The following is a 12167-nucleotide window of genomic DNA, read 5'->3' as shown; positions in this document are numbered from 1 at the left end:
GTCTGATAAATTGTTAAAGAGCGGTGCGACGCGGCGCTCGGCCTGCTGTCGCGAGGTGGCGTATATTACGCTTTCCTCCTTCAGAGTCAAACACTTTTTTCAGCGTTTTTCTCCGGCGGGGTGAATCACTTCACGCCCTGCTGAGCCGCCTGCGTTGCCGCTTTGCCGTCTCAGTGGTGGCGCATTATAGGGATCCGGATTTTTTGCACAACCCCTTTTTTCGATCTTTTTTATCGACTGGCGAGTTTTCACTCTTTTCGCTGCGATCGCGAGCGATCCGCGCAAAAATCAGCTTGTTTACCCGCACCGGAAGCCGCAGGCTAGCGGGAAACATCAGAAAAGGAGAAATAGAATGTCTGTAGCCCTGCGCCCTTATAAGCAACATATTCCTCATACCGGCGAGCGTGTGATGGTGGATAGCAGTAGCGTGGTCGTTGGCGAAGTCGAGCTGGCTGATGATGTCAGCATCTGGCCACTGGTAGCAATCCGCGGTGACGTGAATAAAGTGGTGATTGGTAAACGCAGCAATATCCAGGATGGCAGCGTGCTGCACGTTACGCATAAATCCAGCAGTAATCCCGATGGCTTTCCATTGATCATCGGTGAAGACGTGACGGTGGGCCATAAAGCAATGCTGCACGGCTGCACCATTGGTAACCGCGTGCTGGTGGGTATGGGCTCTATCCTGCTGGATGGCGCGATCGTCGAAGATGAGGTGATGATTGGCGCCGGCAGCCTGGTGCCACCCGGTAAACGCCTGCAAAGCGGCTATCTCTATTTAGGCAGCCCGGTGAAGCAGATCCGGCCACTAAGCGAAGCGGAAATAGCCGGACTGCTTTATTCGGCCAGCAATTATGTCGGCTGGAAAGATGAATATCTGGCTCAGGGCAGCCACAGCCAGCCCTGATCGTCGGCCTGTTCCGCCCGGAGCAGCTGCTCCGCCTCTTCCTCCAGATCCCAGCGATGCGCGCTAAACAGCGCCATCGCCTCTCCGGCACCAAAACGCTGCTGCAGCGCCGGCAGCGATATTGCGCAGGTCAGTCCCATACCATTCACTAAGACCGGGAACAGCACTGCCTGCCGGACTGCGTCCCAGCTTTCCCGATCGGGAAACTGGATTGCCTGATTCATGCCTGCATCGCCTGTTTAAGTTGATCAATGACCGGCGCGATCTCCGGCATAACGCCATGCCACAGCTGAAACGCATGCGCCGCCTGACCCACCAGCATGCCGAGTCCATCCGCCAGCTGCTGTGTGCCGTGCTGCTGGCACCACGCCAGAAATGGCGTCAGCCCCTGCTGATAAAACATGTCGTAACAGCGCACCTGCGCATCAATCAGCGTAACCGGCAGCGGCGGCACGTCGCCCGCTACGCCGCTGGAGGTGGCATTGATGATCAGATCAAAACGTTCGCCGGCCAGTTGATCAAAACTCATCGCCTGGATCGCCCCACTGTGCTGGAAAAGCTCAGCCAGCTGTTGCGCGCGTTCTGCCGTGCGGTTAACCACCACCAGCGCGCAGCCCGTCGAGAGCAGCGGCAGGATCACCCCACGCGCCGCGCCGCCCGCACCCACCAGCAGAATGCGATCGCCCGGCCGGATCAGCTGCAGCCGTTGCAGATCGCTCAGCAGGCCGATGCCGTCCGTGTTATCACCCAGAATCGAACCATCGGCTCTCTTCTTTAAGGTATTTACCGCGCCGGATAAGGCCGCGCGTTCGCTGAGCTCATCCGCGAATTCCCATGCCTGCTGTTTAAACGGCAGCGTAACATTGGCGCCTTTGCCACCGGCCGCAAAAAACGCCTCTATCGCCTGCGGGAACCCTTCCAGCGGTGCGCAGATGCGTCCGTAAGGATGTTCGATACCGGTCTGCTCAGCAAAAGCGGCGTGAATAAACGGAGATTTGCTGTGCGCGATGGGATGACCAAAAACGGCAAACTTTTCCATAATCAGCCCTGACGAATGAGTTCACCGCTAATGGCATCGCGGATTTCAGAAGGATTCAGGCGACCGCCGGTGGCCGCCTGCAACACCGGGAACTGCGAGCCAAACTGCTCTGCCACTTCGGCGGCGCTGCGGCACGGCGGCTGACCGGTTAAATTCGCGCTGGTTGAGACCAGCGGCTTGCCAAATCCGCGACACAGCGCCTGGACCTGCGGATGATCGCTGACGCGAATCGCCAGCGAATCAAAGCGGCCGGTTAACCAGCGCGGCGTATGCGGCGAAGCAGGCACCACATAGGTGACCGGACCCGGCCAGCTGGCAAACATACGTTCGCGCTGCGGCACGGTGAGTTCGCTATCGGCAATATAAGGCTCGAGCTGCGCATAATCAGCGGCGATCAGGATCAGCCCCTTTTCCACCGGACGCTGTTTCAGTGTCAGCAGGGCCATCACCGCGCTTTCGCTGTCCGGATCGCAGCCAAGGCCGAATACGGCTTCGGTAGGGTAAGCAATCACTTGCTGTTGCTGAAGTTGTTCGATGCAGAAGTCGAGGCTTCCGGGTGCATGCTGGCTCTGGTTCATGATCACTCTTCATCCTGGGCGATGGGCTTACCGCAGCGTTTGCTGGCGCAGAAGCGCTTCATGCCCTGTGCGGTTTTCTTTTCTATTAATAACGGGAACTGGCAATGGGGGCAGACACCTTCCAGCGGCGTGGCGTTGATCGCGAACTGGCAGTCGGGATAACGATCGCAGGCGTGGAAGGTTTTGCCATAGCGTGAACGGCGCTGCACCAGCTTGCCGCTGGCGCACTGCGGACAGGCAATCGCGGTTTCGTCCGGCTTATCGATGGTTTCCGTGTAATCACACTCCGGATAGTGGCTACAGCCGACAAACATGCCGAATCGCCCCTGGCGCAGCACCTTGTCCGCGCCACACTGCGGGCAGGCATGGCCTTCCAGCACTTTGACAATATGGCCATCACCCTGGCTTTTCAGCGGGCGAATATAGTCGCAGGTTGGATAATTCACACAGCCGAGAAAAGGCCCGTGTTTGCCGGCACGTATCACTAATTCTGCCCCGCAGGCGGGGCAGGGATCGTGTTTACGCACGGTAAATAGTGCTGGTTTACTCATATTACCGAATGCATTAATCGCAAATTAATGCAGCATACCTTCATTGACGTCGAATAACAGTTCTTCCATCTGCTGATAGGCATTTTCACACCCGGGGATGTTAAACAGCACCATCAGCACCACCCATTTGAGATCTTCCAGATCGAATTCCAGCGTATCAAGCGCCATAACCCGTTCGATGACCATTTCGCGCGTTTCCATATTCAGCACCTGGATTTGCTCCAGGAACAGAATAAAACCACGACACTCAGCATCTAAACGCTGGCTCTCTTCTTCCGTGTAGATTCGCATGGAGAGCGGATCGTTAGCCAGCAACACTGGCGCGACCAGGCCATCCTGATAATCCGCTAACCGCTCAAGCCAATTCAACGCATTGTAGATATCTTCGCGATGAAAACCGGCATCGGTTAAGTCATCGGTCAATTTATCCTGGTCAACGCGCATTTCAGCCTCGTTGTGGATATACGTCTCAAACAAGTACATAAGTACGTCGAACATGGCATGCCCTCCTCAATCGGACATAGCCGCCGGGTACAGCTGCGATCCATCCTGCTAACTCCAGCTCCAGCAATTGCGCTGCGATAACTGGCACAGGTTGGCCGGCACGTTCAGCGACGACGTCAACAGGTGTAACCTCATCACCTACGTTAGCCAACACGCTGGGAAATGGCAATGGCACATCATCACTGAGTTGTGAATATATTGTTTCTGAGATGCTGGCCGGCAACCATTGCAGGGCAGAATGCAAATCCTCAAGGATATTGTTGGGATGCGCCACCAGCAGCGCCCCCTGCTGAATCAGCCAGTGCGTGCCTTCACAGCCAGGATTACCCAGCGCGCCAGGCAGCGCATACACGTTACGGTTTTGTTCCAGCGCATACCGCGCCGTTACCAGCGAGCCACTCTTCAGTGACGCTTCAACCACCAGCACGCCATGACTCAGGCCGCTGATAATACGATTACGCCGCGGAAAATTTACCGCATGGGGCGCCATCGACAGCGGCAGTTCTGAAACCAGCGCGCCGCCGCTGGCGATGATCTCCTGTGCCAGCGGCTGATGGCTTTTCGGATAGAGATGATTCAGCCCGCTGCCCAGCACGGCCAGAGTTTTGCCCTGCACTTCCAGCGCGGCACGATGCGCCACGCCATCAATACCGCGCGCCAGCCCGCTGGTGATGGTCAAACCGCTTAGCGCCAGCTGCTGGGTAAACCAGCCGCCCCACTCTCTGCCATACGGCGAACAGTGACGACTGCCGACCACCGCCAGCTGCGGTGTCGCGAGTGCAGAAAGGTCACCCGCTATATAAAGGGCAGCCGGATAGCGGCTGATTTCCCGCAGCCGGGCGGGATAATGTGCGTCGCAGCAGGCGATCAGATGATGCTGCGCCTGTTGCAGCCAGCGCTGTGTTTTTTCCAGCTGGCGTGGACAGAGGGTGAGAAACTGTTGCCGCTGCGTGTCGTCCAGCCCGTGCTGCTGCAGCCACGCGTCGTCAATGTGGCTGGCGGCCAGAAGCGCCATGATGAACTGATGGGCGCGCTCACCGCTTAAACCCCAGACGTAAGTCAGCCTGATAATCCTTTCACTGCGTTCCATGCTGCGCTCCCTGTCAGCCGTGCTCTGATGCGGCACAATGCTGTCAATCAGGCCCCAAAAAGTCTACAATATGAGGCAGTAATCTTTTCTTTAACGCATACAGATCTGGATATTTATGTCAGTTTTGCAGGTATTACATTTCCCTGACGATCGCCTTCGCAAAATTGCTGCACCCGTTGCGGCTGTGAATGCTGACGTTCAGCGTATTGTCGACGATATGTTTGAGACCATGTACGCCGAAGAAGGCATTGGTCTGGCGGCGACGCAGGTGGATATTCACCAGCGCATCATCGTGATTGATGTTTCTGAAAGCCGCGAAGAGCGCCTGGTGCTGATTAACCCGGAGCTGCTGGAAAAAAGCGGCGAAACCGGTATCGAAGAGGGTTGCCTGTCGATCCCGGAACAGCGGGCGTTTGTGCCGCGTGCCGAGCGGGTCAAAGTGCGCGCGCTGGATCGCGACGGTAACAGCTTCGAGCTGGAAACTGACGGTCTGCTGGCGATCTGCATTCAGCATGAGATCGACCATCTTGACGGTAAACTGTTTATTGATTATCTGTCGCCGCTGAAGCGTCAGCGTATTAAACAGAAACTGGAAAAACTGGCCCGCCAGAATGCGCGCGCATCCTGAGAGCGAACAGAAGGTTGAACTGTGTCTGCACCGTTAAAAATCATCTTTGCCGGTACTCCTGACTTCGCAGCGCGTCATCTCGACGCGCTGCTTGCTTCTGAGCATCAGGTGGTTGGCGTCTTTACTCAGCCCGACCGCCCTGCCGGACGTGGCAATAAACTCACGCCGGGCCCGGTAAAAGTGCTGGCTCAGGCGCATGATATCCCCGTGTTTCAGCCAAAGTCCCTGAAGCCGGAAGAGAATCAGCAGCTGGTTGCCGGGCTACAGGCCGATGTGATGGTGGTCGTCGCTTATGGTCTGATCCTGCCTCAGGCGGTGCTGACGATGCCGCGCCTTGGCTGCATCAACGTACACGGCTCGCTGCTGCCGCGCTGGCGCGGTGCGGCGCCGATTCAGCGCTCACTCTGGGCCGGCGATAACGAAACCGGTGTGACCATCATGCAGATGGACGTGGGTCTGGATACCGGCGATATGCTGCACAAAATTACCTGCCCGATTAATGCCGACGATACCAGCGCATCGCTGTACGACAAGCTGGCGCAGCTGGGCCCGCAGGGGATGCTGACCACGCTCAGTCTGCTGGCCGCCGGCAGCGCGCAGCCCGAAGTGCAGGATGAGACTCTGGTAACTTACGCGGAAAAGCTCAGCAAAGAAGAGGCACGTCTTGACTGGTCGCTCTCTGCTGTTCAGCTGGAACGGTGCATTCGCGCCTTCAATCCGTGGCCGGTGAGTTATTTCCTCATCGACGATCAGCCGGTTAAAGTCTGGCAGGCCAGCGTGTTACCGCACCGCACCGCCCAGCCGGGAGAAATTCTGCAGGCTGACAAACACGGCATCCAGATTGCTACCGCTGACGGCGTGCTGAATCTGCTCTCACTGCAGCCTGCCGGCAAAAAAGCCATGGCGGCGCAGGATCTGCTCAATTCGCGTCGTGAATGGTTTACACCCGGCACCGTTCTGGCCTGATTCTCCAGCCCGGTCTCCGCCGGGCTTTTTGTTTGATGAATGAATATGAAAAAAGCGACCAACCTGCGCAGCCTTGCCGCGCAACTGATTGAACGCGTGGTGGATAAAGGAGAATCGCTGAGCGCGATTCTGCCCGCTGCGCAAAAAACGCTGGCAAACAACGATGGCGCGCTGCTGCAGGAGTTGTGTTTCGGCGTGACGCGCACGCTGCCGCAGCTGGAAGCGTTAATTAACAAGCTGATGGCGCGGCCGTTAACCGGCAAACAGCGCGTACTGCACTATCTGATCATGGTGGGCCTGTATCAGCTGCTGTATACCCGCGTTCCGCCGCACGCCGCGCTGGCCGAAACCGTAGCCGGGGCTGAAGCACTGAAGCGGGCAAATCTGAAAGGCTTACTTAACGGCGTGCTGCGTCAGTTCCAGCGTCAGCAGGACACACTGCTGGCAGAGGTCAATCAGGGCCCGCAGCGCTACTGGCATCCGGGCTGGCTGCTGAAACGGCTGCAGACCGCGTGGCCGGAGCAGTGGCAGCAGATTGTAGAAGCAAACAATCAGCGACCGCCAATGTGGCTGCGCGTGAATCGTCAGCATCACAGCCGTGACGCCTGGCTGGCGTTATTAACCCAGCAGAATCAAAATGCGTTTGGTGCTGACGCGCCGGATGCGCTGCGTCTTGAAGCACCGGCTCCGGTCAGTCAGCTGCCAGGCTTTGAGCAGGGCTGGGTGACGGTGCAGGATCTCTCTGCTCAGCGTTGCGCCCTGCTGCTGGCGCCGGAAAACGGCGAAACCATTCTCGACCTCTGCGCTGCGCCCGGCGGCAAAACCACCCATATTCTCGAAATTGCGCCGCAGGCCCGCGTGATGGCGGTGGATATCGATGCGCAGCGCCTGTCGCGCGTGACGGAAAACCTGCAGCGTCTGGGGATGCAGGCTGACGTGCGTCAGGGCGATGGCCGCACGCCAGCGGCCTGGTGCGACGAGCAGCAATTCGACCGCATCCTGCTGGATGCGCCCTGCTCGGCCACCGGCGTTATTCGACGCCATCCAGATATCAAATGGCTACGCCGCGATCGCGATATCGACGAACTCGCCGCGCTACAGCGTGAGATTCTGGCGGCCATCTGGCCACGCCTGAAATCGGGCGGTACGCTGCTTTATGCCACCTGCTCAGTGCTGCCGCAGGAGAACCAGCAGCAGATCGAGGCTTTCCTCGCGACGCATGACGATGCGGTGCCGCAGGCACTGCCACATGGGCAACTTAACGGCTGGCAGGTTTTCCCTGCCATCAATGGCGGCGACGGTTTCTTCTACGCTAAGCTGATGAAAAAATAGTGCAGCGCACAGTGACAAGAGCAACGTATCCATGAAAATTATTATCCTCGGCGCCGGCCAGGTGGGCGGCACGCTCGCTGAAAACCTGGTGGGCGAAAACAATGACATCACCGTGGTTGATAGCGATCCCTCACGCTTACGCGTGCTGCAGGATAAGTTTGACCTGCGCGTGGTGCAGGGCCATGGTTCGCACCCGCGCGTGTTGCGTGAAGCCGGCGCCGAAGATGCGGATATGCTGGTGGCGGTCACCAGCTCTGACGAAACCAACATGATTGCCTGTCAGATTGCTTACTCGCTGTTTAACACGCCAAACCGCATTGCCCGTATCCGCGCCGCCGATTATCTGCGCGATGCGGAAAAGCTGTTTGTGCCGGAAGCGGTGCCCATCGACCATTTGATCTCGCCTGAACAGCTGGTGATCGACAACATCTATCGGCTGATTCAGTACCCTGGCGCGCTGCAGGTGGTAAATTTTGCCGAGGGCAAAGTCAGCCTGGCAGTGGTCAAAGCCTATTACGGCGGACCGCTGGTGGGCAATCCGCTGTCGATCCTGCGTGAGCACATGCCGCATATCGATACCCGCGTAGCCGCGATTTTCCGTCAGGATCGTCCGATCCGCCCGCAGGGATCGACGATCGTCGAAGCTGGCGATGAAGTGTTTTTTATTGCCGCCAGTCAGCATATTCGTGCGGTGATGAGCGAGATGCAGCGGCTCGAAAAGCCCTATAAACGCATTATGCTGGTCGGCGGCGGTAATATCGGCTTTGGCCTGGCGCAGCGGCTGGAGAAGCAGTACAGCGTTAAGCTGATTGAACGTAATCAGCAGCGCGCAGCTGAACTGGCTGAACATCTGCAGGATACCATCGTGTTCTATGGCGATGCCTCGGATCAGGAACTACTGGCAGAAGAGCATGTCGATCAGGTCGATCTGTTTATCGCCGTCACTAACGACGATGAAGCCAATATCATGTCAGCGATGCTGGCCAAAAAGATGGGCGCGAAAAAGGTGATGGTGCTGATCCAGCGTCGCGCCTATGTCGATCTGGTGCAGGGCAGCGTGATCGATATTGCGATCTCACCGCAGCAGGCCACGATTTCTGCGCTGCTTGGCCACGTGCGCAAAGCCGATATTGTCGGCGTCTCTTCACTGCGCCGCGGTATTGCGGAAGCCATCGAGGCCATTGCCCACGGTGATGAAACCACTTCGCGCGTGGTAGGCCGCCTGATTGAAGATATTAAACTGCCGCCGGGCACCATTATCGGCGCGGTGGTGCGTGGTGATGACGTGATCATCGCCAATGATAATGTGCGTATTGAGCAAGGCGACCACGTGATCATGTTCCTCACCGACAAAAAGTTTGTGCCGGACGTTGAACGTCTGTTCCAGCCGAGCCCGTTCTTCCTGTAACGCGTTGTGATTGGGCTGCAGTGAGAGTGGTGTTTAATCCATTGTTATAATGGCAATTACACGAAGGTTTGTTAGACTTTAGCCATTGGCCAAGGCAAGGAGATAACAATGAGTTTATTCAAAGAGTTTCGTGATTTTGCGATGCGCGGTAACGTGGTGGACCTGGCGGTCGGTGTGATCATCGGTGCTGCGTTCGGTAAGATCGTATCGTCACTGGTTGCGAACATCATTATGCCACCGCTCGGTTTATTGATTGGCGGCGTCGACTTTAAGCAGTTTAAATGGGTACTCAAGCCAGCAGAAGGCGATATCCCAGCGGTGGTGATGGAGTACGGTAACTTTATTCAGACGGTATTTGACTTCATCATCGTGGCGTTTGCTATCTTCATTGCCATCAAAGTAATGAATAAACTGTATAAAAAGAAAGAAGTGGAAAAACCAGCGCCTAAACCGACCAATGAAGAAGTGCTGCTGACCGAGATTCGCGACCTGCTTAAGCAACAAAATAATAAAGTGTAATAAATAAAAGCCGCCAGTTTCAGGCGGCTTTTTTATCACTAAAGCAGAAGGCCAGAGGTAAACATTGTTGCTTACCGCTGGCCTCCTGATTCGCTCCCTTCGCGTGTTTATCTTTACGCCGGTAGCTGCCTTTCCCCTTCTGATTGCGCTCAACTCGCTGGCGATACAGCGGATCGTGTAACAGGGCTTCCAGGGCGTTATCGTTAATTTTGCCTTTTCGATGCTGATAGTGACTCATATCGTCCTCCGGTTAGTGATGGCGCAACTATAGTCCCTGCGCGCCAGAATTCAATCCTTGCTACAACAAATTTCAGGATGCGGATCTTCGCCGGTTTCCAGTGCCTCGAGGATCGAACAGCAGGCGCTACTGTGGCGGTCACCACAGCAGGTTTCCGCCAGCCGTTGCAGTGAGCGCTGCATGGTTTGCAGTTCGCCAATCATACTGTTCACCTCATTCAGCCGTTTCGCCACGATCGCTTTTGACTCTTCACAGGTGTGATGCTCTGGATCGATGCGGATCGACAGCAGGTCGCGGATCGATTCCAGGCTGAAACCAAGCTGCCGGCCGTAACGGATAAAACGCAGGCGCTGCAGATCGTTATCGCTGTACAGGCGGAAGCCGCCCTCGGTGCGTACCTCATGATCCATCATCTGCTGCTTTTCATAAAAGCGAATGGTGTCCGGCGTCACGTCCGCCAGTTTTGCCAGCTGGCCAATGCGATACATATTATTTCTCCTGCTGTAGCCGCTGACCGATCGCCGGGCGGTATTCGCCACGCAGAAAATCGGTGCTCATGCCGGCCTGCTGCAGCTTCATTTCCAGCAATGTCAGCCGTTTGGCCAGTTCGCGCGCCTCGCTGTCATCAGGATCGAGTTCGCGAAGCAGATCGCTCAGTGCCAGTGCGTCGCGGCGCATCTCCAGTTCCGGTGGGAGATAACCGGCGTTTTTCAGCAGTCGCCAGGCACTGCGCAATTCCGCCGGCACACCAGTGTCATCGTCCAGCGTGAGCGGCGCACCTTCACCAGGCAGATTGCTCAGCTCGCCCTTTTCCTGAGCGGCGCGGATGTGTTGCTCAGCCAGCTGATCGATAAGCCACATAGAAACCTCCTGCAGGCATGTCTGCCAACAGCATAGCGAATGGAGGGGAAATGGGAAGAAATGACAGGCAATAAAAAACCCGCCGAAGCGGGTTTTTTACGTTACTGCAAATTACTCTGCAGCAGCTTCTGCTTGAGCTTCTGGACGATCAACCAGCTCGATGTATGCCATCGGAGCGTTGTCACCAGCACGGAAGCCACACTTCAGAATGCGAGTGTAACCACCGGCACGGCTCGCGAAACGCGGGCCCAGCTCGTTAAACAGTTTTGCCACGATCTCGTTATCACGAGTACGGGCGAATGCCAGACGACGATTAGCTACGCTGTCGGTCTTGGCAAGAGTAATCAGCGGCTCAACTACGCGACGCAGCTCTTTGGCTTTCGGCAGAGTCGTCTTAATGATCTCATGACGAACCAGAGAACCAGCCATGTTGCGGAACATAGCCTGACGATGGCTGCTGTTGCGGTTCAGTTGACGACCACTCTTACGATGGCGCATGACCTTATCCTTCTCAGTGAAACCTTAACCTGCGATCCGGTTATTCATCAGCAATGCTTGCCGGTGGCCAGTTTTCCAGGCGCATGCCCAGAGACAGACCACGTGATGCGAGCACGTCTTTAATCTCGGTAAGAGATTTTTTACCCAGGTTAGGCGTTTTAAGCAGCTCAACCTCGGTACGCTGTACCAGATCACCGATGTAGTGGATAGCTTCTGCCTTGAGGCAGTTAGCAGAGCGGACAGTCAATTCCAGATCGTCAACAGGGCGCAGCAGGATCGGATCGAATTCTGGTTTCTCTTCTTTGACTTCCGGCTGACGTACATCACGTAAGTCAACGAAAGCTTCCAGTTGTTCTGCCAGGATGGTTGCCGCACGACGAATCGCCTCTTCAGGATCGATTGTGCCGTTGGTTTCCATTTCGATGACCAGCTTATCCAGGTCGGTGCGCTGTTCTACACGCGCTGCTTCAACATTGTAGGCGATACGGTCTACAGGGCTGTAGCAAGCGTCAACCAACAGACGGCCGATTGGGCGCTCATCTTCTTCCGAATGAATTCGGGCAGAAGCCGGCACATAACCACGACCACGCTGAACTTTGATACGCATGCTAATGGACGCGTTTTCATCGGTCAGATGGCAGATCACATGCTGCGGCTTGACGATTTCGACATCACCGTCGTGGGTAATGTCGGCTGCAGTCACAGGGCCAATGCCAGATTTATTCAGCGTAAGGATGACTTCATCTTTACCCTGAACTCTTACCGCCAGCCCTTTCAGATTGAGCAGGATTTCCAGGATATCTTCCTGTACGCCCTCTTTGGTGGAGTACTCGTGCAGCACGCCATCAATCTCAACCTCGGTCACCGCGCAACCCGGCATGGAAGAAAGCAGAATACGGCGCAGTGCGTTACCAAGAGTATGGCCAAAGCCACGCTCTAACGGCTCAAGGGTCACCTTGGCGTGCGTCGAACTCACTTGCTCGATATCTACCAGGCGCGGTTTTAGAAACTCTGTCACAGAACCCTGCATTGTGTCCTCTCTTTGGTA

17 protein-coding genes are annotated in these 12167 nt (G+C 56.2%); 6 read left to right on the top strand and 11 right to left on the bottom strand.

What is annotated here, in order from left to right; all coding sequences use genetic code 11:
- Window positions 1–352 precede the first annotated feature (352 nt).
- Complete coding sequence (locus C1Y43_RS21525) at window positions 353–907, top strand: gamma carbonic anhydrase family protein (protein ID WP_058759903.1); 555 nt, start codon at window positions 353–355, stop codon at window positions 905–907.
- Here the strand turns inward: C1Y43_RS21525 and C1Y43_RS21520 are convergent.
- The 6 genes from C1Y43_RS21520 to dprA are packed head-to-tail and all read right to left on the bottom strand — an operon-like array spanning window position 883 to window position 4669.
- Complete coding sequence (locus C1Y43_RS21520; RefSeq protein WP_058759902.1) at window positions 883–1131, bottom strand: DUF1488 domain-containing protein; 249 nt, start codon at window positions 1129–1131, stop codon at window positions 883–885. The genes C1Y43_RS21525 and C1Y43_RS21520 overlap by 25 nt on opposite strands.
- Window positions 1128–1946, bottom strand: a complete 819-nt coding sequence (aroE, locus tag C1Y43_RS21515) for a shikimate dehydrogenase (protein ID WP_058759901.1) — start codon at window positions 1944–1946, stop codon at window positions 1128–1130. Before aroE ends, C1Y43_RS21520 begins: the two co-directional genes overlap by 4 nt.
- Before the next feature lie 2 nt (window positions 1947–1948).
- A complete protein-coding gene (tsaC, locus tag C1Y43_RS21510; RefSeq protein ID WP_104189627.1) occupies window positions 1949–2524 on the bottom strand; it encodes an L-threonylcarbamoyladenylate synthase type 1 TsaC in 576 nt (191 codons plus the stop codon).
- A 2-nt stretch (window positions 2525–2526) separates the two neighbouring features.
- Window positions 2527–3075, bottom strand: coding sequence for a type I DNA topoisomerase (locus C1Y43_RS21505; protein WP_031279837.1), 549 nt, complete (start codon window positions 3073–3075; stop codon window positions 2527–2529).
- 24 nt (window positions 3076–3099) lie between these two features.
- Window positions 3100–3573: a DUF494 family protein Smg gene (gene smg / locus C1Y43_RS21500; RefSeq protein ID WP_031279836.1), complete on the bottom strand. Its 474-nt coding sequence runs from the start codon at window positions 3571–3573 to the stop codon at window positions 3100–3102.
- A complete protein-coding gene (dprA, locus tag C1Y43_RS21495) occupies window positions 3545–4669 on the bottom strand; it encodes a DNA-protecting protein DprA (RefSeq protein WP_104189625.1) in 1125 nt (374 codons plus the stop codon). Before dprA ends, smg begins: the two co-directional genes overlap by 29 nt.
- A 115-nt stretch (window positions 4670–4784) precedes the next feature.
- Here dprA and def point away from each other — a divergent pair, with 115 nt between their 5' ends.
- From def to mscL, 5 genes are all read left to right on the top strand, one after another.
- On the top strand, window positions 4785–5297 hold the full coding sequence (gene def, locus C1Y43_RS21490; protein WP_021508231.1) for a peptide deformylase: 513 nt from the start codon (window positions 4785–4787) through the stop codon (window positions 5295–5297).
- A gap of 21 nt (window positions 5298–5318) precedes the next feature.
- Window positions 5319–6263: a methionyl-tRNA formyltransferase gene (gene fmt, locus C1Y43_RS21485; RefSeq protein WP_104189623.1), complete on the top strand. Its 945-nt coding sequence runs from the start codon at window positions 5319–5321 to the stop codon at window positions 6261–6263.
- A gap of 45 nt (window positions 6264–6308) precedes the next feature.
- Window positions 6309–7595, top strand: a complete 1287-nt coding sequence (gene rsmB, locus C1Y43_RS21480; protein ID WP_104189622.1) for a 16S rRNA (cytosine(967)-C(5))-methyltransferase RsmB — start codon at window positions 6309–6311, stop codon at window positions 7593–7595.
- Window positions 7596–7626: 31 nt separating this feature from the next.
- Window positions 7627–9003 (top strand): Trk system potassium transporter TrkA, encoded by a 1377-nt coding sequence (trkA, locus tag C1Y43_RS21475; protein ID WP_021508228.1) that lies wholly within the window; start codon window positions 7627–7629, stop codon window positions 9001–9003.
- A 108-nt stretch (window positions 9004–9111) separates the two neighbouring features.
- Window positions 9112–9522 (top strand): large-conductance mechanosensitive channel protein MscL, encoded by a 411-nt coding sequence (gene mscL / locus C1Y43_RS21470; protein WP_021508227.1) that lies wholly within the window; start codon window positions 9112–9114, stop codon window positions 9520–9522.
- Between the two features lie 19 nt (window positions 9523–9541).
- On the opposite strand, the gene C1Y43_RS21465 is transcribed toward mscL, so the two are convergent.
- The 5 genes from C1Y43_RS21465 to rpoA all read right to left on the bottom strand — a co-directional run bounded on the left by C1Y43_RS21465 (window position 9542) and on the right by rpoA (window position 12149).
- Complete coding sequence (locus C1Y43_RS21465) at window positions 9542–9760, bottom strand: alternative ribosome-rescue factor A (RefSeq protein ID WP_021508226.1); 219 nt, start codon at window positions 9758–9760, stop codon at window positions 9542–9544.
- A 50-nt stretch (window positions 9761–9810) separates the two neighbouring features.
- On the bottom strand, window positions 9811–10248 hold the full coding sequence (gene zntR / locus C1Y43_RS21460) for a Zn(2+)-responsive transcriptional regulator (protein WP_104189620.1): 438 nt from the start codon (window positions 10246–10248) through the stop codon (window positions 9811–9813).
- Window position 10249: 1 nt separating this feature from the next.
- Window positions 10250–10621 (bottom strand): DUF1992 domain-containing protein, encoded by a 372-nt coding sequence (locus C1Y43_RS21455; protein ID WP_104189618.1) that lies wholly within the window; start codon window positions 10619–10621, stop codon window positions 10250–10252.
- 111 nt (window positions 10622–10732) lie between these two features.
- The gene (gene rplQ, locus C1Y43_RS21450) at window positions 10733–11119 is read right to left on the bottom strand and encodes a 50S ribosomal protein L17 (protein ID WP_003850180.1); all 387 of its coding nucleotides are present in this window, start codon (window positions 11117–11119) and stop codon (window positions 10733–10735) included.
- A gap of 40 nt (window positions 11120–11159) precedes the next feature.
- Window positions 11160–12149, bottom strand: a complete 990-nt coding sequence (gene rpoA, locus C1Y43_RS21445) for a DNA-directed RNA polymerase subunit alpha (RefSeq protein WP_007891688.1) — start codon at window positions 12147–12149, stop codon at window positions 11160–11162.
- Between the last annotated feature and the right edge of the window lie 18 nt (window positions 12150–12167).

This window comes from Pantoea sp. ICBG 828, from assembly GCF_002928355.1.
Classification (GTDB): domain Bacteria; phylum Pseudomonadota; class Gammaproteobacteria; order Enterobacterales; family Enterobacteriaceae; genus Pantoea; species Pantoea dispersa.
This window is presented reverse-complemented; position numbering and strand designations above follow the sequence as displayed.